Origin of the sequence: Faecalibacterium sp. An122 (assembly GCF_002160895.1) — a bacterium.
Lineage (GTDB): Bacteria > Bacillota > Clostridia > Oscillospirales > Ruminococcaceae > Faecalibacterium.
This window is the reverse complement of the sequence record NZ_NFLL01000006.1, coordinates 26,535-51,747: the sequence shown is the minus strand read 5'-3', so window position 1 is coordinate 51,747 and position 25,213 is coordinate 26,535. Positions and strand designations below refer to the sequence as shown.

General features: G+C 45.8%; 34 protein-coding genes and 2 pseudogenes. 3 read left to right on the top strand and 33 right to left on the bottom strand.

Annotated elements, in window-relative coordinates:
- Positions 1-10: 10 nt before the first annotated feature.
- From B5E67_RS06090 to B5E67_RS06080, 3 genes are all read right to left on the bottom strand, one after another.
- Positions 11-217, bottom strand: coding sequence for a helix-turn-helix transcriptional regulator (locus tag B5E67_RS06090; RefSeq protein ID WP_087383925.1), 207 nt, complete (start codon positions 215-217; stop codon positions 11-13).
- A gap of 155 nt (positions 218-372) precedes the next feature.
- Entirely contained in the window at positions 373-831 is a 459-nt protein-coding gene (locus B5E67_RS06085; protein ID WP_143405392.1) for a hypothetical protein, read from the bottom strand.
- Positions 812-1,273, bottom strand: coding sequence for an SLOG family protein (locus B5E67_RS06080; RefSeq protein ID WP_087383920.1), 462 nt, complete (start codon positions 1,271-1,273; stop codon positions 812-814). The genes B5E67_RS06085 and B5E67_RS06080 overlap by 20 nt, the downstream gene beginning before the upstream one ends.
- Positions 1,274-1,426: 153 nt before the next feature.
- On the opposite strand from B5E67_RS06080, the gene B5E67_RS06075 reads away from it, so the two are divergent.
- A complete protein-coding gene (locus B5E67_RS06075) occupies positions 1,427-1,762 on the top strand; it encodes a helix-turn-helix transcriptional regulator (RefSeq protein ID WP_087383916.1) in 336 nt (111 codons plus the stop codon).
- Between the two features lie 57 nt (positions 1,763-1,819).
- Here B5E67_RS06075 and B5E67_RS06070 read toward each other — a convergent pair whose 3' ends face one another.
- The 18 genes from B5E67_RS06070 to B5E67_RS05990 form a co-directional block, all read right to left on the bottom strand.
- Entirely contained in the window at positions 1,820-3,187 is a 1,368-nt protein-coding gene (locus B5E67_RS06070) for a relaxase/mobilization nuclease domain-containing protein (RefSeq protein WP_087383913.1), read from the bottom strand.
- Positions 3,148-3,477, bottom strand: a complete 330-nt coding sequence (mobC, locus tag B5E67_RS06065; RefSeq protein WP_004611979.1) for a plasmid mobilization relaxosome protein MobC — start codon at positions 3,475-3,477, stop codon at positions 3,148-3,150. The genes B5E67_RS06070 and mobC overlap by 40 nt, the downstream gene beginning before the upstream one ends.
- Positions 3,478-3,737: 260 nt before the next feature.
- A complete protein-coding gene (locus B5E67_RS06060) occupies positions 3,738-4,397 on the bottom strand; it encodes a hypothetical protein (protein ID WP_087383909.1) in 660 nt (219 codons plus the stop codon).
- Positions 4,398-4,753: 356 nt separating this feature from the next.
- Positions 4,754-5,230, bottom strand: a complete 477-nt coding sequence (locus tag B5E67_RS06055; protein WP_055273812.1) for an MGMT family protein — start codon at positions 5,228-5,230, stop codon at positions 4,754-4,756.
- A gap of 164 nt (positions 5,231-5,394) precedes the next feature.
- Complete coding sequence (locus tag B5E67_RS06050; protein WP_055273814.1) at positions 5,395-6,066, bottom strand: isoprenylcysteine carboxylmethyltransferase family protein; 672 nt, start codon at positions 6,064-6,066, stop codon at positions 5,395-5,397.
- A 27-nt stretch (positions 6,067-6,093) separates the two neighbouring features.
- On the bottom strand, positions 6,094-6,825 hold the full coding sequence (locus tag B5E67_RS06045) for an ABC transporter permease (protein WP_055273816.1): 732 nt from the start codon (positions 6,823-6,825) through the stop codon (positions 6,094-6,096).
- Positions 6,822-7,553 (bottom strand): ABC transporter ATP-binding protein, encoded by a 732-nt coding sequence (locus B5E67_RS06040; RefSeq protein WP_055273818.1) that lies wholly within the window; start codon positions 7,551-7,553, stop codon positions 6,822-6,824. The genes B5E67_RS06045 and B5E67_RS06040 overlap by 4 nt, the downstream gene beginning before the upstream one ends.
- Complete coding sequence (locus tag B5E67_RS06035; protein ID WP_055273820.1) at positions 7,540-8,118, bottom strand: TetR-like C-terminal domain-containing protein; 579 nt, start codon at positions 8,116-8,118, stop codon at positions 7,540-7,542. Before B5E67_RS06035 ends, B5E67_RS06040 begins: the two co-directional genes overlap by 14 nt.
- A gap of 289 nt (positions 8,119-8,407) precedes the next feature.
- Positions 8,408-9,379: a helix-turn-helix transcriptional regulator gene (locus B5E67_RS06030; protein WP_055273822.1), complete on the bottom strand. Its 972-nt coding sequence runs from the start codon at positions 9,377-9,379 to the stop codon at positions 8,408-8,410.
- Positions 9,380-9,523: 144 nt separating this feature from the next.
- A complete protein-coding gene (locus B5E67_RS06025) occupies positions 9,524-10,240 on the bottom strand; it encodes an NAD(P)H-dependent oxidoreductase (RefSeq protein WP_055273824.1) in 717 nt (238 codons plus the stop codon).
- Between the two features lie 3 nt (positions 10,241-10,243).
- A complete protein-coding gene (locus tag B5E67_RS06020) occupies positions 10,244-10,816 on the bottom strand; it encodes a helix-turn-helix domain-containing protein (protein ID WP_055273826.1) in 573 nt (190 codons plus the stop codon).
- Positions 10,817-11,018: 202 nt separating this feature from the next.
- Positions 11,019-11,396, bottom strand: coding sequence for a TnpV protein (locus tag B5E67_RS06015; RefSeq protein ID WP_055273827.1), 378 nt, complete (start codon positions 11,394-11,396; stop codon positions 11,019-11,021).
- Positions 11,397-11,420: 24 nt separating this feature from the next.
- Positions 11,421-12,560, bottom strand: a complete 1,140-nt coding sequence (locus B5E67_RS06010; protein ID WP_055273912.1) for a plasmid recombination protein — start codon at positions 12,558-12,560, stop codon at positions 11,421-11,423.
- 280 nt (positions 12,561-12,840) lie between these two features.
- Positions 12,841-13,803, bottom strand: a complete 963-nt coding sequence (locus B5E67_RS06005; protein ID WP_055273829.1) for an AAA family ATPase — start codon at positions 13,801-13,803, stop codon at positions 12,841-12,843.
- Positions 13,796-13,942: a hypothetical protein gene (locus tag B5E67_RS15590; RefSeq protein ID WP_156337954.1), complete on the bottom strand. Its 147-nt coding sequence runs from the start codon at positions 13,940-13,942 to the stop codon at positions 13,796-13,798. Before B5E67_RS15590 ends, B5E67_RS06005 begins: the two co-directional genes overlap by 8 nt.
- Positions 13,935-14,267, bottom strand: coding sequence for a hypothetical protein (locus B5E67_RS06000; protein WP_055273831.1), 333 nt, complete (start codon positions 14,265-14,267; stop codon positions 13,935-13,937). The genes B5E67_RS15590 and B5E67_RS06000 overlap by 8 nt, the downstream gene beginning before the upstream one ends.
- Entirely contained in the window at positions 14,257-15,348 is a 1,092-nt protein-coding gene (locus tag B5E67_RS05995) for a site-specific integrase (RefSeq protein WP_087383906.1), read from the bottom strand. Before B5E67_RS05995 ends, B5E67_RS06000 begins: the two co-directional genes overlap by 11 nt.
- Positions 15,348-15,536, bottom strand: a complete 189-nt coding sequence (locus tag B5E67_RS05990; RefSeq protein ID WP_055273915.1) for a hypothetical protein — start codon at positions 15,534-15,536, stop codon at positions 15,348-15,350. Before B5E67_RS05990 ends, B5E67_RS05995 begins: the two co-directional genes overlap by 1 nt.
- A 384-nt stretch (positions 15,537-15,920) precedes the next feature.
- On the opposite strand from B5E67_RS05990, the gene B5E67_RS05985 reads away from it, so the two are divergent.
- Positions 15,921-16,445, top strand: a complete 525-nt coding sequence (locus B5E67_RS05985; RefSeq protein WP_055273835.1) for a helix-turn-helix transcriptional regulator — start codon at positions 15,921-15,923, stop codon at positions 16,443-16,445.
- 20 nt (positions 16,446-16,465) lie between these two features.
- Entirely contained in the window at positions 16,466-16,858 is a 393-nt protein-coding gene (locus B5E67_RS05980) for a hypothetical protein (RefSeq protein ID WP_055273837.1), read from the top strand.
- A 249-nt stretch (positions 16,859-17,107) separates the two neighbouring features.
- Here B5E67_RS05980 and B5E67_RS05975 read toward each other — a convergent pair whose 3' ends face one another.
- The 12 genes and pseudogenes from B5E67_RS05975 to B5E67_RS05925 form a co-directional block, all read right to left on the bottom strand.
- On the bottom strand, positions 17,108-17,545 hold the full coding sequence (locus tag B5E67_RS05975; RefSeq protein ID WP_242956806.1) for a hypothetical protein: 438 nt from the start codon (positions 17,543-17,545) through the stop codon (positions 17,108-17,110).
- Entirely contained in the window at positions 17,508-18,062 is a 555-nt protein-coding gene (locus tag B5E67_RS05970; RefSeq protein WP_072849752.1) for a dihydrofolate reductase family protein, read from the bottom strand. The genes B5E67_RS05975 and B5E67_RS05970 overlap by 38 nt, the downstream gene beginning before the upstream one ends.
- A gap of 14 nt (positions 18,063-18,076) precedes the next feature.
- Positions 18,077-18,490 (bottom strand): cytidine deaminase, encoded by a 414-nt coding sequence (locus B5E67_RS15850; RefSeq protein ID WP_242949209.1) that lies wholly within the window; start codon positions 18,488-18,490, stop codon positions 18,077-18,079.
- Positions 18,491-18,496: 6 nt separating this feature from the next.
- Positions 18,497-18,973 (bottom strand): annotated as a pseudogene (locus B5E67_RS15845) (GrpB family protein); the annotation flags it as partial.
- A 37-nt stretch (positions 18,974-19,010) separates the two neighbouring features.
- Entirely contained in the window at positions 19,011-20,519 is a 1,509-nt protein-coding gene (locus tag B5E67_RS05960) for a DNA methylase (protein WP_087383900.1), read from the bottom strand.
- 26 nt (positions 20,520-20,545) lie between these two features.
- Positions 20,546-20,929: an MmcQ/YjbR family DNA-binding protein gene (locus B5E67_RS05955; RefSeq protein ID WP_087383897.1), complete on the bottom strand. Its 384-nt coding sequence runs from the start codon at positions 20,927-20,929 to the stop codon at positions 20,546-20,548.
- A gap of 20 nt (positions 20,930-20,949) precedes the next feature.
- Positions 20,950-22,311, bottom strand: coding sequence for a hypothetical protein (locus B5E67_RS05950; protein ID WP_087383894.1), 1,362 nt, complete (start codon positions 22,309-22,311; stop codon positions 20,950-20,952).
- Positions 22,298-22,675 (bottom strand): hypothetical protein, encoded by a 378-nt coding sequence (locus B5E67_RS05945; RefSeq protein WP_087383890.1) that lies wholly within the window; start codon positions 22,673-22,675, stop codon positions 22,298-22,300. The genes B5E67_RS05950 and B5E67_RS05945 overlap by 14 nt, the downstream gene beginning before the upstream one ends.
- A gap of 10 nt (positions 22,676-22,685) precedes the next feature.
- Entirely contained in the window at positions 22,686-23,231 is a 546-nt protein-coding gene (locus B5E67_RS05940; RefSeq protein ID WP_087383887.1) for a hypothetical protein, read from the bottom strand.
- 10 nt (positions 23,232-23,241) lie between these two features.
- Positions 23,242-24,249 carry an O-acetyl-ADP-ribose deacetylase gene (locus B5E67_RS05935; protein WP_087383884.1) on the bottom strand — a complete coding sequence of 336 codons (1,008 nt, stop codon included), beginning with the start codon at positions 24,247-24,249 and terminating at the stop codon, positions 23,242-23,244.
- 67 nt (positions 24,250-24,316) lie between these two features.
- Positions 24,317-24,859, bottom strand: a pseudogene (locus B5E67_RS05930) (zeta toxin family protein); the annotation flags it as partial.
- A 48-nt stretch (positions 24,860-24,907) separates the two neighbouring features.
- Positions 24,908-25,213: a carboxylate--amine ligase gene (locus tag B5E67_RS05925; protein WP_069432487.1), complete on the bottom strand. Its 306-nt coding sequence runs from the start codon at positions 25,211-25,213 to the stop codon at positions 24,908-24,910.

Genomic DNA, 25,213 nt, shown 5'->3' with positions numbered 1-25,213 from the left:
AGGGAACATCTTATTCGTCGCGCAGCACTTCGCAAATATCTCCGATGTCGCAATCAAGGTAGTCGCATAGACGCATTAAAACTGTCAGCGCGACTTCCTCTCCCTTATTGAGTTTGCTCATAGTGCCTGTGGATAGCCCTACATCCTTGCGCAGCGTCGCCTTGGATATATCTTTTTGGATGAGCAGCACCCATAATTTCTTGTAGCTTATTCTCATACAAACGCTCCTTATATTGCGGTTTGTGACGGGTACAAAAACACAATTTACATTGTAGCAGAAACGCTTGGTGTCTACAACGCATTTCTTCGAGTATTTACAAAAAAGTTGCAAGCTCTCGAAGCATTAGGGGGCAAATGAAACCTGAGCGCCTTTCAGCGGCTCAGGTCAGACCATTGGGGCTGAATAAGCCGGTCCCTTTTGAATACAGCCTTTGTGTAAAAGTCGAGGGACATGACCATATCAAAACCTTTAATGTGGTCAAAGAAGGAGATGTCATCCGACATCTCAATAATTCTTCTAAGGAAGCCCATGCACGCGCCGCAATCAAAATAGTAGGTGGCAGAAATGTGACTCAGATGTTCCTCAATCTCAATATCCAGCTCATAGTCATTTGAGATTTCTATGGCTGTTTCGATGAAAGTTTGCGCCATTTTCTCGCGTTCCGGCAAGGCAAGGTAAGTTACATTGCTATAAATCTTTTTCATGATTTCGTTGAACGAAGGTGCTTGCTTTGCATCTTCTCCGAAGGCTTCTACGAGGTCGGTTCTTTCTTTCTTGAGTTCCTCTATTGTTTCTTTGTGAAAGTGTTTCTCATAGATTATCTCTCCCATCGTTCCTCTCTCCTAAATTGATTATTGTCAGCCCATTTTTCTGAGCGCGTTCGAGTGTTTGCGCAGCGCCTCCCCAGCCGTGAGTCACATAGCACAAAGCGTATGCAGCGTTATCAACGAGATACCGGTTCCTTGCTGGGATCGCAGCCTTAAAATGATACTTCTCAAAGCCTTCTGGATAGATAATGTCATCGAAGTATTTTGGCTCGGCAATGTTGAAAGTGAGGTAGGGGATGACAAGGTAGTTCCTTATCTGCGGATAGCTCTTTTTCAGGTCAAAGACAACCCTTGCGCACATCCAATCAAACCCGCCCATGCCGCCATTTAAGAAGTCAGTAACCCCGGAGGCGATAAGCTTTTCAACTTCTCGACGGACATCCTCTGCTTGGACACCGTAGCATTCCTTGTGACCAATGAAGGTCGCTGTCGCTTCTTTTCCCATCTCAAGATACACCTCTTCAAAATAAAAGGATAGCACAACTCCATGAACAAATCAACGCTATTAGCGTTGGCGACTTCCGCATAGAATGTGTATAGTGATAGCCGTGTCACCTATACTATTAGTGTATATTACACGCTGATAGGAGGTGCTGTGATGAGGCTTGAGTCCGTCGGCAAAAATATCCGCAAATACCGCCTGATGAGGAAGCTTCGTCAAGAGGACCTTGCGGAAAAAGCCGACCTGAGTATTAACTATGTGGGCGCAATAGAGCGCGGCGAAAAAACGCCTTCTCTTGAGTCCTTGATTTCCATAATCAACGCTCTCGGCGTTTCAGCGGATATGATCCTTGCGGATGTCCTTGACAATGGGTATTTGGTAAAAGATTCGCTTCTGGCTCAAAAGCTTGATAAACTTCCTGCGGAGGATCGCTCTCAGATTTATGATGTCATCGACGCGATGATCAAGCATTCAAAACAAGTTAAGCCCTGAAATAACGAAGGCTCACCGAAATCTTGCAGTAGGTTTCGGTGAGCCTTTTTCTTTTGCTTATTCGAGTTCTCCGCTGCGGGATTTCTCCTGTTCCTTTGCCATCGAGGGACTGAGGAAATCATCCACATTCGCCTTCATCGTGTCAATCAGGCGAGCTTCTTTTTTCAACTTGGCGCGTTCGTCATAAAGGCGCTGCTGCTCGTCCACGAGCCGTTGTTGTTCGGCTTGCAGAGATTTCAAGCTCGGCAATTTTCCGTCGCCCTGTATGGCGAGAAGGGTGCTCTTTGCTGCCTCATAGATGACAAGTTCGGCTTCATGTTTGGCTCTGAACGCCGGTTTGTCTGCCGCCTTCATATAGGCATCATAAATTGGTTTGAGACGCTGGTAGTTCGAGATGTTTTTGATAAGCGGCTGGACTTCGCGCAGTCTGGCTTCAACGCTTTTCAACTCATCACCGGTTCGGGCATAGGAGCTGTGAATGTCCTCGGCTTTCTTTTCAAGGTCAGCATATTGCAGAAGGTTGTTCTCGGTCAGATAGTTGAGGGTACGCGCAGCCTCCTTGAGAATGGTGAGCTTTGCTTTGTGCTCATAACCCTTGCTGCCGATGAGTTGGATGCGTTCCTGAATGTCGCTGATGAGGGAGATCCCCCAGCGAGAGGTCTGCATCTGGCGCTTGCGGTTCCCGCGCCCCTGAATGCGCTCTTTGATCCGGTCCTCGGTGTAGTTGTCTCCGATGGTCTTTGCACGGGTAAAACGCTCCTGTCCCTCAGCACGGAAGGAGATGTATTTTCCGGTCTTGATTTCATATCCGGCTTCCTGCATGAGCTTCAAAAACTCATCGTAATCCTTCGCTGTGATGATGCAGCGGTCGATGGTCTGCTTGAGTTTTTGCTTCCAGCTCGTGCCGCGTTTGGCCTCCGTGTATTCCTTGTAGTCCATGCCCTTGCTCTGCGAGGGCGGGATCACGGAAAGCCCATGCTCCTTGCAGATTTCATCGCTGAGTTGGCGCATTTCCCGGTAGGTTCGCCGGTTGCTTCGGTAGGCATGATAGTCTACAAAATTGACAGCGTTGAAGATGATGTGATTATGGCAATGCCCCTTGTCGATGTGGGTGGCAATCACATACTCATACTTGCCTTTCAGCCATTCGTCGGCAAACTGCTTGCCAATTTCATGAGCCATCTCCGGCGTGACTTCTCCGATGTCGAATGATTGAATCAGGTGTCGGGCAATCACCTTCGGCATCTGCATTCCTTGCTGGGCGGCGAGGTTTCGCGTCCACTCAAATTCATTTGCCGCCGCGTCGCTGGCAGCACAGCCGAAAGAGGAAACATAGAGCTGATCGTCAGTCTTCGCCGGGTCGAGGATGTAGGCAAGCGCCTTGTTTACAGTTCCTCGGATTGGCTTGATTTTAGTAACTGCCATATTTCCTTTTGCCTCTCTTTCAGCTCGGTGACATCATCCTCATAAAGGTTTCCCTTTGAATTGATACGGCGGCAAATCTGGTTGATATTTGACGCTGCACGGCTGACAGCGGCGGCAAGCTTCTTCTGCTGGGTGTAGTCCACCTTGATGATGTAGCCGTCAATCGCCATCTTCCTGAGATATGCGCCCATGTTCTTTGTTCCGAGCTGCGCCATCTTTGATTTGATGATCCGATGCTCATTTTCCGACACGCAGAACTCAATGCGTATTGGCCTCGTTCTATTTGCCATAGGCAATTTGTCCTTTCGTAAAGATAGAGGGTTTGGGAGACATCCCAACAAGCATTTGAAGAGTAAGGGCGGGGTTCCTTTACTCGAAAATCGCCGTGTGTACGGACACCGGCTGTGCTTGCTATTCTCTCAAAATCGTATTCCCGGTGCTTCTCCCCGTAAAAATCCCCTTCACTTTACAACGGACATTTTATAAGGAAATTAGCGGTATGGAAGAGAAAAAAGGCGCTCGAAAGCGCCTTCCCTCATGCTTGTGCAGCTTATTTCTTTTTCCCTTTACCGCGTTTCTCGTAGTCCTCGTCAATCCGGCGCTTCCAATCTGCGCCGAGCGGGGCGCTGCAACGGACGGCGGAAATTGCCTCACTCAGCACCTCATAGTTGAGCTGCGTCCCGGCGCTGTCAGAGTGGTAATTGACGGCTCGGTCAGCTACGATCCCAAAGTGCCGCGCCGTTTCCACCGCGTCAATGTTTGCGCCGAGGAACAGGAACTCCCAGCCATACTTTGCCTTCTGCCGCTCGATCATCTGCTTCACCCGGTCGCTGCTGTAAAACCGGCTCGCATTCTCCATTCCGTCCGTGGTGATAATAAACAGCGTATGCTCCGGGACATCCTCCGGTCGGGCGTACTTATGGACATTGCCGATGTGATGGATCGCACCGCCGATGGCATCCAGAAGAGCCGTGCAGCCCCGGACGGTATAGTACCTGTCTGTCATCGGCTTGATGTCGTGGATGTTCACGCGGTCATGGATCACCTCGCTCATATTGTCGAAGAGGACTGTGGAGACAAGCGCTTCGCCGTCTGCCTTTCTCTGCTTCTCGATCATGGAGTTGAAGCCGCCGATGGTGTCGGCTTCCAGCCCGCTCATAGAGCCGCTGCGGTCAAGGATAAAGACGATCTCGGTTAAGTTCTTTTTCATGATGAATCCTCCCATATAGAAAAACTGTGACTGCTTTTGCTTACAGTCACAGTATAGGAGAAATCGTCTTCGGTTTGGTCGCATGGAAAGCGACATTCAAAACATATCGCGGAACAATTCGCTCTCGACAAAGCCTAATCAATTTTGTTTAGAGATTATTCTCTGTCGTATTCGTGGTGCTTTTGAATATTTGATGTATCCATATTATCCTGCCTATATGGGCTAATGTTATCAATTTGTTATCGGGGTTGATAACACTGGCTCTGAAACTGCGGATAATAACAATATGTTCTGGCTCACATTATAAGCGATTTTGTTTAGAAAATCAAGATATTAAAATCGTTTCCCAAAGACATCTATAACACAAATAGAGCTCTTTCATAGTCTTTAACATAGTATCTGATATTTTTCCTGCCTTTTTGGACAATCGTATGTCCTTCCGCTTCCAACTTTTCTTTCTGAGCTTCTATGCCGCCGGGATATTTGGCGTTTAATTCCCCATTCGCCTTTAAGGTGCGCCAATAAGGTGTTACATCCTTGGAACGCTGATAGCTCGCCCACGCAACAATCGAAACAAATATTCCTGCTGTAATCGGCTCTGTAAAATCGGCTCCATTTTCATTTGCAAAATATTCTCTTATCGCACCAACAGTAAGCAGTTTTCCATACGGCACAAGACGCATAACCTTATCATAATCAATCGGCGGCGCAAAATACATTTTGTTTCCGCCATACTTCTCTATGCTTTTTTCATCTGTGATCGTCTGAAATTTGGGCATATCCTTACTATCATGCAGCATCGCATTAAAATCTTTTTTATCTTCATTTGCCATTGTAAGCACCTCCTGTACACAAGTATAAGTCAATGAAAAAACCTATGCAATGAGACGGTTTTAAAATTTCCGTTTTTAAATTTAATACTCAGTTCTCCAGCTCTGCATCTTAGCTGATAGCAATTTAATCCCTGTTACCTTTTTCTAAATAATATAATTTAAGACTACCAAATATAAGGTATTAACCTGTATTTAACTTTCTTTTTATAATCTGCATATCCGTCAAGTTCGGTTTCAAGTACCTGTTCTTCGTTTTTTATTCTTTTTGCGATAATCAGAGGATAAAAGAGAAACACAACGAAAGAGAGTATTGATCCAAGCATCAATGGCATTGTAAGGAAAAGAATAATTGTTACACTATACATTGGATGTCTGACAATACCGTAAAGTCCTGTATCAATTACCTTTTGATTTTCCTGCACCTCAATCGTTCTGGAGAGATATGTATTTTCCCGTAAGACTTCTGCATAAAGCAAATACGCAATCAAAAATATAGCAGCCGCTATGTAAGGCACTGTTTTAGGAAGCGACAGCCAGCCAAAACGAAAATCAAGCCCTGCCAATACAAAGCCAACAACAAACATCAAGCCGCTAAGTTTTATTACAAGACTTTGCTCGCTTTGCTGTTCCTTAGCGTTAAGACGCTTACTTAATAATTGGGGGTTTTTGAACATCATCACAATACCGGCGACAAACATAGGAACAAACAAAACTCCCATAAGCAACCAACCGTTGGGATATTGCACTGTTCCCGCAGGCAGAAACAGAAGTAGCCCTACAAGAATAATTCCAAGCACAAATTTTATGATTGCATTGCAAAATAATTTTATTGTCATTGTACCGCCCTCCTTTGTCGGCTACTATTATTGTTTTTTCATCTGCCGCAAAAATAAAAGCACAGCCCCTGCAACAGCCACAATGGTATAACCGAGCACCCACCAAAGGTGCGGCAGGATACCCGAATAATCCGCACTAAAGACAGCCCGTTCCAATTCAACAGCATGGATGAAAGGCAAAGCATTTGCGATTTTCTTAAATACGCCGCCTACAAGGTCTACATCAAACCAAATCCCCGACATCCAAGCGGACAAATTGGTAAGTAACGCTCCACAGATACCGCCGACCTGCTTTGAATTAAAAACGCTTCCGCAGATAAGCCCCAAAGCAATATAAAACAATGCTACGGGAATGAGAAACAGCAAGGCATATAAAACAGTGATTGTCAGCTTCAAGCCGAGCAGAGCCGCCGCTATGTAGCAAATAACCCCCTGTGCTACTGCAATCGGTAAAATTGGCAGGGTATAGCCGAAAATAAAATCCGAAGCGGTAAGCGGAGTAGTATAAAGCCTTTGCAGCAATGCACTTTCTCTATCCTTTGAAATAAGGACAGCGGCAAACAAAGTCATAAAGGATAATCCAAATACCGTTATGCCGGGGGTTAGATTGTCAAGCTCAAACATCGGCACAGGAATATTTGCCTGTATTGCAGTAAGCAAACCGATAAGGACAAGAGGAAAGCCTAAGCCAAAAAACAGGTTAAGCGGGTCACGCAGTATTTCTTTTGCCGTTCTACCCGAAAATGCAAGCAATCTCATAATTTTTTACTCCCTTTTACAATAGCAACAAAAGCGTCCTCGAATTTTTCCGTTCCCGCCTTTGCTTTCAATGCCTCCGCTGTTCCGAGCGCAAGCAGCTTGCCGTCCTTCATAATACCGATACGGTCTGCAAGAGCTTCCGCTTCCTCCATATAGTGCGTGGTCAAGATAATGGTTATTTTCCCTTTAAGTGTACGAATGGTATCCCATAAGTCGCTTCGTGCCAGAACATCAAGCCCTAATGTCGGTTCGTCAAGAAAAAGTATCTGCGGCTCGCTGATAAGAGCCATTGCAATGCTTAACCTGCGTTGCCAACCGCCCGATAATTTACCTGCCCTTTTGCTCAAAATAGCGGTCAAATCAAATTGTTCGGAAAGCTCCTTGGTTTTAGCATGCATCTTCTCTTTTGTAAAACCGTGAACACCGCACATCAGCTCAAGGTTTTCCCTTACACTTAAATTTGGGGCAACGGCTGTCTCCTGCGGAGATACGCCTATGATACTTTTCACCGCAGCCACATCAGTAACAATACTGTTGCCGTTCACAAAGGCGTTGCCGCTGTCGGGCTTTGTCAAGCAAGTAAGCATTTTAATTGTGGTCGTTTTTCCTGCCCCATTTACGCCAAGCAGAGCAAATAATTCGCCTTGCCGGGCCGTCAAATCAAGGCCGTCTACGGCGGTTACATCCTTATATTTTTTTGTAAGCTGAACAGTTTTAATTGCCTGCATTGTCTTTTCCCTCCGTATAGCGGTATTTAAGTCCCATATAAGCATCGGTAAGCACTCTGCTGATAAATTCATCGTCCCAATCAAGATAGGAAGTGGCTATCATCGTAGCAATACCGTGAACATAGAGCCACATTTCCAGATGAAACAAATATGCTTCATCTTCACTAATCCCTAAATTTTGCTGTATTAACTGCATAAGGGGTCTGATTTCTTCTTTGTTTTCTTCTATTTTTTCACGGCTTCGGTCACGCATAAAAAGCAGCTTGAAAAGCTCCCTTTCTTCTTTGGCAAAGCGGATATATGCCATGCCGCTTGCCTTATAGGGGGAATATTTTCCCTTAGCCATATCTTCACGCAAATAATTCTGATACAGCAGGTCAGAAGCTATAAAAACCTCCTGCCCGACTTCCTCCATATTTTTGAACAGTCCGAAAATCGGTTTGACAGAGCATCCAAGCTCCGCAGCCAACGCTCTTGCGGTCAATCCAGATATTCCATTCTTCCGTGTTACATTCAAAGCGGCATTAGTTATTTCATCTCTTGTAAACTTAAATTTCGGGGGCATTTGTTCATCTCCTTAAGGCAACATTTATTACGCAACATCTGTTTCTTATTATATGGAAATAGCTGCTTTTTGTCAAGCAGCTATAACAGTGAAACGGAATATGTAACGCTTTTGGGTGTCAAAACGCCCTGTTTAAGCGTTTAAGAGAGCAAAAAAGACGGGTAAGGAGTTTATCCCTACCCGCCACAATTTTACAGTTGTATGCGTTACATTGCGTTATTTGCAGTTGTCATTCTTCGTCTTAAGCGTGTTAATATCACTTCTGCCCTTAAAATGCGATAGGATTTTATCAATCTTTCTTGTCTGTGAATAAACGGCAGATCGCCATAACACCTGCAAACAAGACCCCTGCCACCGGCCACACAATCCAGGTAGTCTCCCATGCGTTTGTTAAAAAGCTCCAGGCAAGGTATATAGCTGTTGCTGACAGCCAGTACGCTGTTGCAATCGTTTCCTTAATGTAGCTTTTCCTTATCTCTTGGGGTGTATATTCACCCTCTTTCAGCAACTTCTGCATACTCGCCCATCGAACGCCGGCTATGATAAATATTCCTGCTCCGATTCCGGCGAGCAGCAAAGTAATTGCCAGCATGATAACGATTAAAAATTCGTTTTCGGTAAACGCACCGACCAGCAGAGGAACGGGGGATAGAATACAGATACCGGTTGCAATCATATTGCTCCTTACATAGACAGGTCTATATTCTTTTTGTCTTTCTTTAACCATTCCCGTTACGCCATATTCTGTTTCAAAAGGTTCTTTATCAATGAAGTCATAGGGTGCATTTTTAAAGCCGCAGTGCAGAAAGATCGCAACTGCAACAGCAACAAAAACGAACAGAGAAACAAGCCCGATCCCTCCGGCGACATTTTCAGATATGGAGAGAGCAACCTCGGACACAGCTCCCAAAAGCAAAAGAGGGATTACCGCAATAACGCAAAGAAAAGTTGCTACGGCAATTTTTACGGACGCAGACTTTCTCCATTTCAAAAAATGATCTGCCTGTGACAAAGTAATCCGTTTCACAGGTATATCTGTTTCATCTGTGAACTCCTCATCTTCCATTTCGTCCTTGAGAAGATAATCGGTCGTCACGCCGAACAAATTTCCAAGCTGAAGAATTTTTTCTAAATCCGGTGTAGTCTGTGCAGCCTCCCATTTGGATACCGCCTGACGGGACACATTCATTTTTGCAGCCAGTTCTTCCTGAGACCAGCCATTTCTTTTTCTCAATCGAATAATCTTATCCGCTAAAATCATAATCATTTACCTCCGTTTGATACTGTAGTGCAATCGCCCTATTTCTATGTATAGGATACTCTTTTCAAAGGTTGCATACCACCAAACGGCGGTTTGAAATGTGTCAACCTGCGGTTGCAGAAGTATTTTTCCATACAATACAAACTATTTCCACGGTCTGCTGTCGGCAAGCCAGCCTTGCTCCGCCCAATACTTTCCGTCAAGGTATTCGGGATCTGATCTATGTATGGATTTCTGCATCATACGGCAGAAGAAAAACTTAAATTTCGTAATCAAATTTGTATATGCGGGCTTTGTATAATCTATATGAGCAAACTTCCGAGACAGCTTTTGAAGCTTTCCCGCAAGCTCGGCTTGTTTCTTTTGCGGCAATTTTTCCCAGACGATATCGCTCATCAATGCACCGGTAAATATCTCGATTTTGGAAATGCCCCACCACGATAAGCTGTGCTTCATATCTTTTGCCGCAGATTTTGCTCCGCTGCCCAAGCATTGTGTTATGATGACAGCTCGTTTTCCAAACATTTCAGGAGCAGGACGGTGCGGTATCCAACGATAGGCAAAATGGTCAAGTAACGCTTTCATTGCACCGGTCGCATGAAAGACATATGCAGGCGATGTCATCACAATCAAGTCCGCTTCCAAAAGTGATTTTTCAATTTTCCTGATATATTCAGCATCCTTGCATTTCTGTTCGCCCTTTAAGATACAGTTTGTGCAGCCAGCGCAGAAAGCGGGGCAATCCTTTGGAAGATAATATTCTGTAATATTCGCATTATCACTAAAGTCTGCTAAAAACATCTCTTTTAGACGATAGGTAACGCCGTGTTTTTCCGTTCCGTTTATCACTGTTATATTCACTCTTTATACCTCCAAAATATCGTGTAAAACTTGTGTGTGAAAATTCCTGCGGTTTTCTTTCTGTCTAAGGTCAATCCCCAATATTTGCGATATAATTTCGTATCGTAGGAACATTTGCTGCATAACGGTAATCAAATACAGCGTTTTTCGTCTTATCGCCGCTTCATCAAGGTCAGGACGGCAGGCTGCAACAAGCGGAAGATATGCCGCATAAGTTCTGTAAGTGTTGTCATTTTCTTTCGGTGACTGCATATCGGTAAGAACAGAAATTTTGGAAATGGCATAATGTTCAAACAGAAAATCAAGGGTTATATTGCCGAGATAAGTGAGCTTCTCAAAAGGAGTAAAGCCGTCTGTTTTCTCTCGTATATTCTGAAAATGCTCAACTGTTCCGTTTATCATACGCTCAATACATTGCTCGATGAGTTGATCCTTGTTTCCAAAATGATAATTTACAAGGCCTAATCCAACGCCTGCTCTTTTGCATATCTCACGGACTGTAACTTCGTCTAAATGTTCCCCTTTTTCCTCAATTAGTTTAATCGTCGCCTGTATAATGGCTTCTTTATTATCCACACTATACCTCCTTTTGAACATTGTTCAAATACATTATGCTGAACGCAGTTCAAAAAGTCAAGAGATTGTGACTAACAAGTGAAGTATGTAACGCTTTTCGGTGTCAAACCGCCCTGTTTAAGCGTTTAAGAGAGCAAAAAAAGACGGGTAAGGAGTTTATCCCTACCCGCCACAATTTTACAGTTGTATGCGTTATAATGCTTTAATTATAGATAATTTCCTCGTTTACAATATCCATTGCTCTATTACGAATACTGTTCATTGTCTGTACCCACAGCATTGAATTTTCTGCCTTTAGCTGTTCGGTTAAGCCCTCTCGCTCCGCTATCTGTTTTACCAGCCGAAGAAACGTATCTTCCGCCTGCTCGTCAATATCCACAAGATAGCTGTTCAGCTTGCCGCTTGTAAGCAGGTTGGTATAAAGCACCTTGCGGTGCTGTTTGAGATAGCGCAAATGCCGCTGCCCCCATACGCCGATAGGCTTGGTTTCTTTTTCGGCGGGTAAAGACAGACAAGGAAGAAAATAATCTCCCTGCCGTATATAAGTGCCGCCCAGTTCTTCAAAAATCATCTTTGCCATTTTGTTTTCCTCCTGAAAAATGATTTATCTTGAGCGTGTGTAATCACGCTTTTGACCTTTGAGATTTCTCGCCTGTTCAAGCAAGCTGTCTATCTGTTTGTGTCCGAATACTCTGCGAAGCAGCGAATAATCTTTGTTTTCAGCCCTCAGCCTTGTGTTTTCTTCGGTAAGCTTACCGTTAATTTTTGAGAGCTTTTCGTTTTCACGATATAGATTTCCGTTTGTGATGTTCAACCTGTGATAACTGTCCAACGCCTTGAAATATCGTGCAAATAAGGTGCTGATTAAAGATTTAAATCGGGCTACAAGCGGCTCAACAAACTTTGTCTTGTAGCTCCTTGCCGACATCATCGCAGAAGGCTCAGGGAGCTGATATTCAGGCCCGTTCATGATACTCTCATCAAGATTTTGCAACGCTCTTTCGCCATTATCAAAGTTTTTAATACGGTCAGCCATAACACGAAACTCATCTTTTTTCTCGACAAGCTTATCTTCAAGAGCGTTAATTTCCTTTTCTCGCTCCTGCTTTTTGTAATCCAAAACAGAGAGATGTTTTTCATGAGTCCCCTTGTGTTCCCACTCAATTCCGTGGCGTTCCATAACAAACGCTAAGGCGGATTTTTCTGCCCTTACCCATTGATTCCACTCGGTATCTCCACGAGTACCGCCCTTGAAGCCCTGTGCTGCAAGCGCCTGTTTCAACGACACTCTTGTATCCAGTCCACGCTTGCTGCCGGTGGTAAAGGGAACAAAATCAATGTGCAGATGCGGTGTTGCCTCATCCATATGCAGATGAGCCGAAAATACTTTTAACTGCGGATTTCGCTCCTGAAACCCACGATAGTATTCATCTAAAATCTGTCGGGCAAGCGTCCCGTTTTCGCTTTCAGCGCTCATATTTTCCTTATCGCCTATCTGCAAAATCAGTTCGTGAAACGGTTTTTCCTGTTTGGAACTGCGGATTTTTTCATAGTAGTTTTCTATCTTTCGGTCAGCTCTTGTCTGCCTGTCGTTGTATCTTTTCAGCGCATCATCGAATAATTCGTGATACACTTTCCTTATCGGCTCGTTGCAGTAATCTATATTGAGATGAGTGCGGTTGCCGTCTACATTCTCCGCTTTGAATTTGCGGCTGTTGTGGTTGACTGAGCCTTTTCCGACCATTGCGCTGATCGTTCTTTGCATAAATTACACCTCCAATCTCTTAAAAATCGTTCTTCCTCGGTTCTGTTACTCTTGCCAAGAGTAACGCAAAAGCACTTTTGACAGGCAAGCCCGTCAAAAATGCAACCTGCAAGCAGGTTTTGCGCTCTCCGAGGGGCAAGGGCTGTCCTTTGAAAAGGACACCCTTGCAACCCCGTCCAAACTTTATCACTTCCCGAAAAAGGAACATTGCAAGGTTGCAGATGTGCCTGCCTTTGCAATGTTGCAACCTTGAAAAACCTCACTCCATTTTTTCGGGAAGCTGCCAGTACCACTGACTGCCTTCCTTAACCGATTGGACATTCAGTGATTTCTTTGCTTCATCCAGCACACGCTTGGAAATGCCTGCCGCCCGTGCTTTTTTCAGCAATGCCTGCTGCGGATATTTGCCCTTTGAAAGATACTCAAGGATTAAATTTTCAGCCTGTTCGGATTTCTTCTCTTTTGGAATACCGCTCAACAGATCGTCAACCGATATATCGTAATGACCGATCCATTTGAATCCGTTTTCCTTGTCCAGCTCGAAGGCAATCGCTTCGCCCTCTGGAGCAAGGGAGGACTTGTCCTGCACCATCACTCTGACCTGCGGATTGTCTTTAATTCTTCCGACAATCAGGACGCTCCTTGCCGAAGCCTGAAAGTCAATCGAGCCAAGCCCACGGTAAGAAGATTTATTTCCGCTGCCCTTGTTCATATGACCGACCAACAGGATAGCGCAGTCATATTTTTCTGCGATTCGTCCGAGCTGCGCCATCACATTACGGACTTCGTTGGCATTGTTCATATTGATATTTGCTCCCACATACGCCTGAATCGGATCAAGGATTACCACCCTTGCGCCGACTTCTATGATTGCTTTTTCAATGCGCTCATCCAGCATACTGAGTGCGGCTTCTGATTCGTCTATGACTTTGATTTGCGTACAGTCTGCCTCAGCCGCTTCCAATCTCGGTTTGATGGTATCTTCCAGTCCGTCCTCGGCAGTTTGATAGATAATCTTAACAGGCTCACGCTCGGTATCGTCATAGGGCAGTGCTTCTCCCTTTGAGAGAAGCGCCGCCAGTCTTAATGCCAAAGTTGTTTTGCCCTCGCCGGGATCGCCCTGAATGATTGTGATTTTCCCGTATGGGATATATGGATACCAAAGCCAATTCACTTCCTTGCTTTGGACTTCATCCATACTAATGATTTTAAGTTCAGCCATTCCTGCCACCGCCTTTCAGAAGAAAAGCATTGATATTTCCGTTTGGATTGGTTATACTGTAATTAGTTACATGGAGTGACTGCCTATCATCTGCGCCAACAGATGTGTTTCGGGCGGTCATTTCTTTTTGCTTATTCATCCTGTACCTCTCCTTTCAAGCCGCCGAGAATAACGAAAATCAGTTCAATGACATTGAGCAGCTCTTCGTCTACACCGTTTCCAGCTTCAATCCTTTGCAGTTCCGCAAGGACGGCGGCAAGCTCCTTTTTTAGAGCCTTATACACCCTCGGATTGCCCTGCACCACCACATCCTGATTGAGACAGCGACGGTAGCAGTATTCCTGCTTCGGCAGTCCCGATAAGGCGACCGCTTTGTTAATGCGTTCATTTTCTTCGGGCGATACCCGAAATCCCACCGTGATATTTCTCCAACGGTTTTTGTTGTCTCTGTTCTTAGCTGACATTTTCAAAATCTCCTTTCCCTAAATCGTCTAATCGCTTCGCCATTTCCGTCTGTTTGGACGGGAACAGATGAGCGTACTGATAAGTGATTTCAATGCTTTCGTGTCCTACACGGTCGGCAATCGCCACCGCCGAAAATCCCATATCGATCAGCAAACTGATATGGCTGTGACGAAGGTCATGAATACGGATACGCTTCACGCCTGCGGCTTTTGCACCTCTGTCCATCTCGTGATGAAGATAGCTTTTCGTTACTGTAAAGATACGGTCTTTCTTTTTGAGTCCGTAGAGCATACCGAGATATTCCTGCATTTCCTCACAGAGAAAATGCGGCATTTTAATGGTACGGTTGCTTTTCTTTGTTTTCGGCGTAGTAATCACATCTTCCCCGTGCAAACGCTGATAGGATTTGTTGATCGTGACCGTTTCCTTGTCAAAGTCGAAGTCCGAAGGAGTCAGCGCCAGCAGCTCGCCCTCACGGATACCGCACCAGTAGAGCATTTCAAAGGCGTAAAAGGAAACGGGCTTGTCCATCATCTCAAAGGCAAACTTCTTGTATTCCTCTTTCGTCCAGAACAGCATTTCCCTGTGTTCCTCGCTTCCCATATTTCCCACCTTTGCGGCGGGATTGGAACGCAGCTCGTAGTAACGCACAGCATGGTTGAAGATAGCGGAAAGCTGATTGTGCAGCGTCTTCAGATAAGTCTGTGAGTACGGTTTTTTCTTCTCGTCACGATAGGCAAGCATTTCATTCTGCCAAGTGATGATTTCTTTTGTAGAAATCTCGCTGATTTTCAGCTTACCGAAAAAGGGCAGTATCTTTGTGCGGATAATATGCTCCTTCGTCAGCCAGGTGTTTTCCTTCAGGCGATTTTTCACATCTCGGATATACAGCTCTGTGAAAGCCTCAAAGCTCATATCAAGGTCAGAGGAATTCTGCAACTGGAACATCCGCTCCCATTCCTGCGCTTCTTTCTTTGTGGTAAAGCCACGCTTGCATTTCTGTTTGCGCTCTCCTTTCCAGTTCACATACCTTGCCATCACATACCAAGTACCATTGTCCTCATTTTTGAATACCGGCATTATTCCTTCTCCTTTCCGGCTCCGTAGAGCCTTTCATAAAAATACTGGCGGTTGACACGTCCCGCAATCGTAATAAATCCCTTTGCTTTCAGCTCCTCGTTCAGCTTCCTGATGATCTTATAGGCATAGGGCTTGGATACATTGAGTTCCTGCGCCACATCATCGGCACGGATAAACCGGTTTTCCATATACATCACCTTCCCTTCTGTTTTTCAAATTCATTTATTTCGTGTCGGAATACTTTCTTGCCGCCTTCCGATTCGCCCGGGCGGATGTGCCATTACCGTGACACACGACGGATATTTTATTAAGCTTATTTGCTTAATGCTTTTTCATTATACTAAGCATATTTGCTTTTGTCAAGCGGTTTTGGAGAAAATATTAAACTTTTTTGTTTTATTTTCTCTTGACTTTCACTAAACATATCTGCTATACTGGTCGTAGAATGAATTGACGACCAGTTCAAGGTTCTGTCAAGCAGGAGAGGGTGGAGATTTTCGCAGAAAATACTACCCGGCGCTTGACAGGTTCTTATACTGGTTGCAGATACATAAGCAAGGAGTGTAAACACTATGGCGATTGGTGAGAGAATCCATTTTTTCAGACTTCTGCGTGGTATGACGCAAAAATATCTTGGTACGGCTGTCGGCTTTCCCGAAAGGAGCGCCGATGTGCGCTTGGCGCAATATGAAACCGGCTCCCGCAAACCGAAGGCGGATTTAACGGCTGCACTGGCGCAGGCGCTTGATGTTTCCCCGCAGGCTCTTGATGTTCCTGACATTGACAGTCAGATCGGTCTTATGCACACCTTATTTACCCTTGAAGATGTTTATGGGCTGACCGTCAGCGAAACAGCCGGAGAGGTTTGCCTGAAAGTCAATAAGGACAAGGGCAAAGAGGCTTACGAGCTGCTGCAAATGCTCTATGCTTGGAAAGAGCAGGCGGACAAGCTCTCTGCCGGTGAAATCAGCAAGGATGATTATGACCGCTGGCGTTACTACTATCCGAAATACGATACCACACAAATCTGGGCGAAAGTTCCTTCGCAGGAATTAAGCGACGCATTAGTCGAAGTATTCAAAGATAAGTTAAAATAGAGTCAGCAGGAGGTTACAGCATGAAACGATATAAAATAGCTGCTTGGTTAATGATAATTCACGGTGGATTTATGGAAATCGGTGGTGTTTTATGTGCCCTTCCTGCGCTAATTTTGGGTTCTGGCAAATTTGACATCGGACAATATTTTTCTTTTAAGCTCCAATATTTCCAAGACAACCTATATATGATTTTATTTATGGGTGCGATTTTCGGTGTTATGCGAATCATCGGTGCTATAGGACTTCTAAAAAATAGAATGTGGGGACTCGCCCTTTCCGTAATAAACTGTGTTGTTACTATGATATTGATGATGTTTATGCTTCCATTTGGCATACAAGATGGACTGCTTGCCTGCATCGCTTTAGTTTTAATTTTGACACAGTATTTTGGCAACCGAAAAATCATTGAATAATTTCCTTTCTCTTTAAAGCAAGTTGAAAGAACGACAAAAAGCCCTTAGCTATGAGTTACTACCCACAGCTAAGGGCTTTCTAATATGGATTTCTTTTGCCACACAACCGCTTGTCAATCATTCTGTAACCCATAAACCACCGGATTGCAAGAATAATGGATCTTGTATGGCTGTTATCAAATTGTTATCAAAAGACTTCTGTAAACGCCGCAAACCCGCATAAATACTGGGTTTTTACGGTACTTCGTTTTATTCGAACTCGATGTCAGCGACATTATCCAGCGGGATTTTCGTCCCGTCCATGAGCATCATCAGGCGTTCAAACTCGTCTATCTTTTTGAGGTTTCCGCTCTTTGTCACATACGCCCCGCCGGACTTCTTTGCATCCGGGACGAAGTAGGTAACGATCAGCGCAGGATGGTCACCAAGCCTTTCCATAAGGATCTGTTGCTTCCTATCCAGCGCCTCTTTTTCCTCTTCACTGAGATTGATCTTTTGATCCGTCAGCCGTCCGGTCTCATGAATTGCGTCATCGTACCCGGTGAGAGCGGCGAAAGGAGAGAACTGTGCGGCTCTGTCCAGCATCGGCATCTGCGGTCTTTTTGATGAGACATGGTGGGGAAGATTGATGATGTCCTCGTAACCGCCGCTATTGTACATTGTTTTTCCTTTCGCTTCTTTTCTCATACAACAACTCACAAATGCCATTATACTGTTTCGTTGTAATCAATCTGAGCAGTTTCTTGTCTTGGCTTTCAGGAAAGAGCCGTGTACCTGAACCGAGCAACACAGGGATGACAGCAATATGGAATCGGTCAATCAAATCGACCTTCAAAAGCTGATTCACAATTTCTGCGCCGCCGCAAATCCAGATGTTTTTCCCTTCTTCGCTTTTCAGTCTTTCCACAAGTTGTTCCGGTTGCTCACCCGTAAAATGGATGTCATCCTTGTCTTCCAGAGAACGGTGGGTAAAAATATAAGTGTCAAGCCCAGAGTAAACCCATTCATCAGGAGAAAGCTCCGTTACGATCTGATTGTATGTCTTCCAACCCATTAAGACGGTATCGACATCTTTGATAAACTCAGAATAGGTATCTTCGTTATCTATGTTATCGTCTTGCCCGGACAGCCAATTCACACTTCCTTTTTGATCTGCAATATAGCCGTCCAAACTCATAGCAATATAAAGCACAACTTGCCTCAATGCTTTGTCCTCCTTCACGCCCACCAATCAGGGAGCAGCTCTTTTAGCTTCACCGCCTTTTTGGTTTCGTAGTCGCATAGAATCTCTATTTCCGTTGCCGCGTGATCCAACTGCATCATAAACTCCCGGCAAGCGCCACACGGCATACCGGCATTTCCATCCGGCATGACGGCCACTATCTTTGAAATTTGCCATTCGCCGTTCGTAATCATGTTGGCAATCGCATTTCTTTCTGCGCACATTCCAAGAGAACAAGCGGTGTCAATACAAACTCCGACATAGATATTTCCCTTTGCCGTAAGAAGTGCCGCTGAAACAGCTCCGGCTTCAATCAGAGAGGAAATTTTCCTTTCATACTGCACCGTTCTTGCTGCAAGATACAATTTGTCCCACGACCCGTCGAATTGAGAAACAGCACACTTTTCCATCTTGCTGACAAAAGACTCTTTCCCGTCGCAATAACCGTCTATATCATAAGGAAATCGCAGCGCCAGGTCTTTTTTTATTTTTGCATATTTGTCCCGCTCTTTTTCGTGTGTGCGCATATAGTCACGAAATGCAAGATGCCGACCAATGTTATTCCAATCATCCGCCTGAAAGATATGGATTTGGTGCGTTCGCTCATCGCCGCCCTTACGCAGATAACGCCTGCCCACAATTCCAAACTCGCCAAGGTATTCATAGCCCACATCGGAAAACTTCTCCGCGACCGAATCTACTTCCGCAAGACTCCTGACCACCGCCATAATATCAATGATCGGTTTAGCCGCCAATCCGGGAACAGATGTGCTTCCAATATGATAAAGTGCCACGCAATTCTCTGCGAGAATGGGTTGAATTAGTGAAACTTCTTCCTTGTATTTTTCTGTCCATATTGGGTTGTAATCATTTACGATAATATGCTGGCTCATTTGTAGTGCCTCCGTATGACTGTATAGTTTTGCTTACTCATGCCTTATGCCCACCGATCTGCGCGTTCCTGTCCTTTGCCGTCGCACCTTCCGAAAGATTCATCCCCTTGAGAATGGCGTTCTTCCCAAATTTCTTTTTGATAGTGAGCATGGCTTGCTGTACCTTCTTTTCCCGTGCCAGCTCTTCGTCTTCCTGCTTGCGCTTCGCGTCAAGCGCAGCATAATCGGTAAAGAGGTCAAGCTGTTCATAACTGTCCTTAGAAGAAGGAGCAGAGGCTTCGTCAATCACATGGGTCGCTGTGATGTTCAGCCGCCGGATGAGCAAGCTCTTGTCTGTGATCCGGTCAAACAATTCCCCGGCGGCATCCATAATCTGCTTCGTGGAAGAGGTGAAGCGTTCCAGATTGATTGTGCCGTGGGCGTGTTTCGGTATCTGCCGCCCGTAGTGATCCTTCACGACTTCGCCGCGATACTTCCTCCTGCGTTCCGGGTCGGTCAGGTTCTCAATGTCATAGCCTATCGTGACAACGAGCTGGTTAGTGACAAAGCCTTTGTCAACCAAGTCCATCGAGAGAAGGTCTGCCATTTCCCGGAGAACGAGCCGCGCTTTGTCTGCCTCATAAGGTTGGTGCAACACCTGTCCCGATCCCAAGCTGTTGCTTTCCGGTTTGTACGCCTTGACAGCTTCAACCGTGCAAGGCTCCCAGCCCCATGCGTGGTCAATCAGCAGCTCCGCATTCTTGCCGAAGAGCTTGTAAAGCAAGTCTTCATCTGTGATGGAACGACGGGCAACATCGCCCATCGTGAACATCCCGTTCTCTTCAAGCTTCTTGGCATATCCTTTGCCTACCCGCCAGAAATCGGTGAGGGGCTGGTGTGACCAAAGCGTCTTGCGATAACTCATCTCATCCAGCTCGGCAATGCGGACTCCGTTCTTATCTGCTGGAATGTGCTTGGCGACAATATCCATCGCCACTTTGCAGAGGTAGAGGTTTGTGCCAATTCCCGCAGTTGCCGTAATACCGGTTGTCGAGAGGACATCCAGAATGATCTTCATGGCGAGGTCATGGGGAGACAGCTTATAGGTGGCGAGGTAGTCGGTGACATCCATGAACACCTCGTCGATGGAGTAGACGATGATGTCCTCCGGCGCAACATACCTCATGTAAACCTGATAGATGCGGGTGCTGTACTCCATGTAGTACGCCATGCGCGGCGGGGCAATGATGAAGTCAATGGCGAGGGACGGATTCTCTTGAAGCTCGGAGAAGAGGTACGACGAGCCTTCCAGCTTTCGTCCCGGCGCGTCATGCTGCCGTCCGGCGTTTGCTTCCTTGACACGCTGCTTGACTTCAAACAGCCTCCCGCGCCCTGAGATGCCGTAGCTCTTGAGGGAGGGTGTGACCGCAAGGCAGATGGTCTTGTCCGTCCGGCTCTCATCCGCAACGACGAGGTTTGTGTCCAGCGGGTCTAAGTTTCTTTCACGGCACTCGACCGAAGCATAAAAGCTTTTCAGGTCGATGGCGATATAGGTGCGCTGCTTCATGCTCCGGTTGCCTCCTTTCAACGGTATCAGCTTTGTTTGGCTTTTCTCTTCATCTTGGGCGCGGTTGCGTCATAGCTCATATCCAGCAACATTTTTATCTGTTCATCCGGCACACTGCCGTCTAAGGCGACTGAGACCCAGTTCGCTTTGCTCATGTGGTAAGCCGGGAAGATGCCGGGTTCTTTCCGCAGCGAGCCGATGAGGATGGGGTCGCATTTGAGGTTTACCACATCAAGAGCATCTGCGCCCTCTAATCCCAGCTTGTTCTTAGGCACATCCATCACAACCGCAAACCATTTACGGTTATTTGAATGCCGGAACACACAGAAGAGCGGATGCTTTGCGAAGAGGTATTCCTCATTAACGCCGTATTCGTCTGAAATGTATTGTATGAACTGTTCGCGGTTCAATAAACGCGCCTCCGTTTCAGTCACTCAAAGACTACAATGTAGTCTTTAGTAAAATCCTCAAACATCGCGTTTGTGCTGTCAATCACACTAAACAATTCGTCATTCAACTTTCCCATCACATAGGCGTTTTGGGCCTCGGGCTTATTGATGATCACCCATTTAAGTTGCGAATACGAATATTTGGCGAATGCAAGCCACTGCGGATAGTTTATTGCCATCGGATTTGTCGTGAAGTAAATCTTTCCGGCATTCGCAGCCGTAGCTCCTGCATGAGCTATAAACAGCATTGTTGCCAACTTGGGATGTTTCTCTCGGTTAAGCGAAATTGGAATAGATGCTCGAATGCTGTTGCCTTCTTTGATACGCTTTATCGCATAACCAAGTCGAACGATTACCTCGGACACCATAACGGGAATGGACTGAGAACAAAAATGGATAAAGTCATATCCCTCGTAGTACATACCTTGAACAATCTCGGCAATCGTCTGTTCTTCTTCGCCGATGCTTCCAAATTGCAAAAGATTGAAAAGTCCCATCAGCGGAGCCGGTAAGCCCATCGAGGTTGTTATGTCCGTCTTGAAATGGATGATCTGCTTGGCAATCGCTGCAAAAATATCGCTCTCTTTCCGGTCGGCATAATTCTCCATAACCTGAGAGACAATGTTACCGGCTTTGTCGATTGTTGTCATCCTGCCTGTAAGAATATCAATTACGCCAACAACAAGCCCCAGCAATGGATCATGCCCCAGAGAGAGAAGCCGATGATAGTATGCCGATAAGCCTTGAACATACTCAGTGGTATTCCGGTTGTCCTGCGCATCGTAAGGCACTTTGCTTTCTTTGCTGTTAGCCAACTTTTGCATTTCGTCTTCCGGGTATTTTTTCTCAAAATAGTCTCGGATATAGTTTGAGAGCGTCCCAGCCGACAATCCTTCTGGACCCTTCTTCGGAATCCCCACAAGAAGAAGGTCAATAGCTGCGCTTGTCAATGCAGCAAAAGCACTGATTGCAACATCCATTCTGTCAAGACGATTTAGTGCCGCATATTCGGCATTGAGCTTCCTGACAGCGGCAGAGTTTTCTCTCAACTCATCTTCTGTAAAAAGTGATTCCAAATCGCAATCTGTGCCAACATGACGCTCGGCTTCAACGCAAAGGGATTCCCATTTAGGAACAAGCACCACCACACGATTAGATGGGGCAACCTGCAAATTAGGCTTTTCAATTTTATAACCGAGCTTTCTCAACAACGCTTCGCTGGATTCGATACAAGCATCGGCACTTTCAGTAGAGGGGAAATGTATTTCAGAAAGTTCCGCAGACTGATGTGCAAGTACCATATTCAACTGTCTTTCAAAATCCGAATAGTTATACTTGCTCATCCTGTACCGCCTCTCTCTGAAAATCCTCCAATGCTTTTTGTAGCTGCTGATTCAGGCACTCCAAGTAATCTTGACGCTCGCGGCTCAACTGTGCATCGTCTCTTAACGCTTGAATAAGTGCCGCTTGCTTACTTATTGCCTCTCTTTGAAGACGCTCCTTTTCAGCTTGGATCTGTTTTTGTTGTTTATCATCTATGTACTCTGCAACACCGGAGACGATCAACGCAGCCACAGGAGCAGCCAAAACAAATGCTCCGGTCCCTTTTCCACCGCCAAAAACCTTTCCAACCGCCTCGGCAGCTTCGTTCACAAGCTTTATGAGGTTTTGCATGGAGTCTTTACTGTTGAACACCAGATTACCCATATTCGTCCTCCTATGCAACGCCCAAATCCTTGCTCAAATCTTTGATCGCTTGTTGTAGAAGGATATTAAGGCTTTGCAAGTAGTCAATGCGCTCTTTGGCTGCATCGGCTTCCTCTTTTAGCGCCTTGATTATACCTTCGTGCTTTTGAATGGCCTCTTTATAGAGGCGTTCTTTCTCTTGCCTGAGCTGTTTGCTCTTGAGATGAGCGGCAACACCAACCCCTCCCGCAGCAAGGGCAGCTACCGGAGCAGCCAAGACGAACACACCCGCCACCATTCCTCCGCCAACGATAGCCCCTGCCGCGGCAAGACCCGAAGTGATACCAGCCGCAGATAAGCCTACTGTACCCAGACCGTAGAGCGCAAGGAAGGAACCTACACCTCCAATTCCAGCGCCTAAAGCTCCCGTCAAAACCTCTGGAATTGCGCTATGCCGGATAGTTCTTGTTTTGTCGTTTACTGCAACAGCGGCTTCATTCAGAACATTGACCACTTGTTGCAGAGAATCGACACTTTGAAAGACCATATCCTTTTTCTTCTTTACATAATTACCCATATCTATCTCCTTACGCCCCGAGCAAACTCTGGTCAAAGGCGAACAAAGCCTCATTGATCTCGAAGACATTGTAGTTCCCTTGCTCAATGAAATACTCAATGATGATGTCAAATTTGTTGGAGTGTGAGAGGGCAAAACCCGCCTTCATGAGCATTTCTTTCGTTTCATCCAGCGGAAGTTCCAAGGCAATCGCAAAGGCAAGCGCCGTGGGCTTCGACGGCTTATACAGCCGGTCGCTGCGGATCTTCGAGAAGAGCTTGCGGTCGATGTTCGCTTTCTTGTAACACTGCGCGTCGGTCATGCCTTTCTCGTCAATTTTCCGAAGCAGCATTTCGGAGAAGCTTTCGTCGATCTGCGAAAGTGCATCATCCAGTGTTTTTGCACTTGCCGCCATTGGAGCAGCCAGTGGGGCACCGAATGTCTCTTCTTCCGGCTCGTCCGAAAGCATCCGCATCCGGCGCAACCGCTCCGAACGGCTGTCGGTATGCTCGTCCACATAGTTATCGTCTATGTATGCAGCAATGTCAGAGAACAGCTTCTCGCCGATCTGATATGTCTTGCGGTCGAAGATGACAATGTAGACGGTCATGTCATTTTCCAGAAGGAAGTCGCTGATCGTGTCAATAGCGACCTTGAGCGCCTGGTCTTTCGGATAGCCGTAGATACCCGATGAGATCAGCGGAAAGGCAACCGTCTCGCAGCCGTGCTCCTTCGCAAGCAGAAGGGAAGTGCGGTAGCAGGAAACGAGCTTTTCCCGTTCTCCGTGTTTACCGTCCCGCCAGCGCGGTCCGACGGCATGGATCACATACTTGCAGGGCAGTCTATATCCCTTCGTGATTTTTGCACTGCCGGTTTCGCAGCCGCCCAGCGTCTTACACTCGGCAAGCAGCTCCGGTCCTGCAGCCCGATGGATGCAGCCGTCAACACCGCCGCCTCCCAGAAGAGAGCTGTTCGCCGCGTTGACAATAGCATCCACTTCCATCTTTGTGATGTCGTTTCGTACAATTTGAAGGGGCACAATACCACCCGCCTTTCAACTTTTCAAAATCACCCATCTTCATTGTCAACTTTACAATGGGAAGTCATCAAAATAACGCCATATCTATTTTGTATTCACCATCAATCAGTATATAGTCCAGATCATTTTCTTTCGCAAGAGACAAGGTGCGCGCATTATCTTTCAAAACATTATCTAAAGTACAATCCTCATCATCTAAACGGTTTTCAATAACATTTGCAAATTGTTTTATGTCATCGAAATGCATTCTTATATAGTTTTCACTCATCGCAAGGCAATAGCCTCGTATATCTTTGCGGTATTCGTCAGTAAAATCTTTTTTCCAGTCAAATGGAATGTAGCATCCCTCAATAATCAAATTTTGCCGATTTTCAATCACGGTTTTAATTATTTCCCGGACAATCGGCCATAAAAACATCGTCAATTCGGTATCAGCGCTCACAGGTGTAAGCTGTGTGTTTCCACTGCGAATCATCCCCATTTTCAAATGGTCAATCGACAGATACGGATAGTTGTATTTTTCGAGGAGTTTTTGAGCCAACAGAGTTTTTCCTGTGTGAGACGCACCGGTAATCAAAATAATCACTTTTGTTTCACTGCTCCTATTTAGGGCTTGCTGCTCTTTATATCAGATATTTAGAAGAGCAAGCACGCTTATTTATTCTTGTGTTTCTACAATGCCAAAGTCGATCAGAATGTTCTTATCAGCATTCGGCGGATAGACGATACCCGTCATCTCATACTGATAGCGCCGGACCTTCCGAAAATCTTTGATTGGCTCCGGTGCATAGGCCGCTGTCTCACAGCGCTCGTATTCCGGCATACCGGCAAGGTCATCCGCTGCCGCTTTAATCAGCGCATCGGCCACATCGTCAATGTCTTTTCCATACTCAACGGCAACCAGCTCGTGCTTCTTGACATCTTTCTCAAGATTTCCAAAAGAGCGGTAGAGAAGATATTTCAT

Excerpts from the sequence above, each read along its gene's own strand:
- B5E67_RS06090 (WP_087383925.1), bottom strand. The coding sequence starts at position 217 with ATGAGAATAAGCTACAAGAAATTATGGGTGCTGCTCATCCAAAAAGAT.
- B5E67_RS06085 (WP_143405392.1), bottom strand. The coding sequence starts at position 831 with ATGGGAGAGATAATCTATGAGAAACACTTTCACAAAGAAACAATAGAG.
- B5E67_RS06080 (WP_087383920.1), bottom strand. The coding sequence starts at position 1,273 with ATGGGAAAAGAAGCGACAGCGACCTTCATTGGTCACAAGGAATGCTAC.
- B5E67_RS06075 (WP_087383916.1), top strand. The coding sequence starts at position 1,427 with ATGAGGCTTGAGTCCGTCGGCAAAAATATCCGCAAATACCGCCTGATG.
- B5E67_RS06070 (WP_087383913.1), bottom strand. The coding sequence starts at position 3,187 with ATGGCAGTTACTAAAATCAAGCCAATCCGAGGAACTGTAAACAAGGCG.
- mobC (WP_004611979.1), bottom strand. The coding sequence starts at position 3,477 with ATGGCAAATAGAACGAGGCCAATACGCATTGAGTTCTGCGTGTCGGAA.
- B5E67_RS06060 (WP_087383909.1), bottom strand. The coding sequence starts at position 4,397 with ATGAAAAAGAACTTAACCGAGATCGTCTTTATCCTTGACCGCAGCGGC.
- B5E67_RS06055 (WP_055273812.1), bottom strand. The coding sequence starts at position 5,230 with ATGGCAAATGAAGATAAAAAAGATTTTAATGCGATGCTGCATGATAGT.
- B5E67_RS06050 (WP_055273814.1), bottom strand. The coding sequence starts at position 6,066 with ATGACAATAAAATTATTTTGCAATGCAATCATAAAATTTGTGCTTGGA.
- B5E67_RS06045 (WP_055273816.1), bottom strand. The coding sequence starts at position 6,825 with ATGAGATTGCTTGCATTTTCGGGTAGAACGGCAAAAGAAATACTGCGT.
- B5E67_RS06040 (WP_055273818.1), bottom strand. The coding sequence starts at position 7,553 with ATGCAGGCAATTAAAACTGTTCAGCTTACAAAAAAATATAAGGATGTA.
- B5E67_RS06035 (WP_055273820.1), bottom strand. The coding sequence starts at position 8,118 with ATGCCCCCGAAATTTAAGTTTACAAGAGATGAAATAACTAATGCCGCT.
- B5E67_RS06030 (WP_055273822.1), bottom strand. The coding sequence starts at position 9,379 with ATGATTTTAGCGGATAAGATTATTCGATTGAGAAAAAGAAATGGCTGG.
- B5E67_RS06015 (WP_055273827.1), bottom strand. The coding sequence starts at position 11,396 with ATGGCAAAGATGATTTTTGAAGAACTGGGCGGCACTTATATACGGCAG.
- B5E67_RS06010 (WP_055273912.1), bottom strand. The coding sequence starts at position 12,560 with ATGGTCGGAAAAGGCTCAGTCAACCACAACAGCCGCAAATTCAAAGCG.
- B5E67_RS06005 (WP_055273829.1), bottom strand. The coding sequence starts at position 13,803 with ATGGCTGAACTTAAAATCATTAGTATGGATGAAGTCCAAAGCAAGGAA.
- B5E67_RS15590 (WP_156337954.1), bottom strand. The coding sequence starts at position 13,942 with ATGAATAAGCAAAAAGAAATGACCGCCCGAAACACATCTGTTGGCGCA.
- B5E67_RS06000 (WP_055273831.1), bottom strand. The coding sequence starts at position 14,267 with ATGTCAGCTAAGAACAGAGACAACAAAAACCGTTGGAGAAATATCACG.
- B5E67_RS05995 (WP_087383906.1), bottom strand. The coding sequence starts at position 15,348 with ATGCCGGTATTCAAAAATGAGGACAATGGTACTTGGTATGTGATGGCA.
- B5E67_RS05990 (WP_055273915.1), bottom strand. The coding sequence starts at position 15,536 with ATGGAAAACCGGTTTATCCGTGCCGATGATGTGGCGCAGGAACTCAAT.
- B5E67_RS05985 (WP_055273835.1), top strand. The coding sequence starts at position 15,921 with ATGGCGATTGGTGAGAGAATCCATTTTTTCAGACTTCTGCGTGGTATG.
- B5E67_RS05980 (WP_055273837.1), top strand. The coding sequence starts at position 16,466 with ATGAAACGATATAAAATAGCTGCTTGGTTAATGATAATTCACGGTGGA.
- B5E67_RS05975 (WP_242956806.1), bottom strand. The coding sequence starts at position 17,545 with ATGAGAAAAGAAGCGAAAGGAAAAACAATGTACAATAGCGGCGGTTAC.
- B5E67_RS15850 (WP_242949209.1), bottom strand. The coding sequence starts at position 18,490 with ATGGAAAAGTGTGCTGTTTCTCAATTCGACGGGTCGTGGGACAAATTG.
- B5E67_RS05960 (WP_087383900.1), bottom strand. The coding sequence starts at position 20,519 with ATGAAGCAGCGCACCTATATCGCCATCGACCTGAAAAGCTTTTATGCT.
- B5E67_RS05950 (WP_087383894.1), bottom strand. The coding sequence starts at position 22,311 with ATGAGCAAGTATAACTATTCGGATTTTGAAAGACAGTTGAATATGGTA.
- B5E67_RS05945 (WP_087383890.1), bottom strand. The coding sequence starts at position 22,675 with ATGGGTAATCTGGTGTTCAACAGTAAAGACTCCATGCAAAACCTCATA.
- B5E67_RS05940 (WP_087383887.1), bottom strand. The coding sequence starts at position 23,231 with ATGGGTAATTATGTAAAGAAGAAAAAGGATATGGTCTTTCAAAGTGTC.
- B5E67_RS05925 (WP_069432487.1), bottom strand. The coding sequence starts at position 25,213 with ATGAAATATCTTCTCTACCGCTCTTTTGGAAATCTTGAGAAAGATGTC.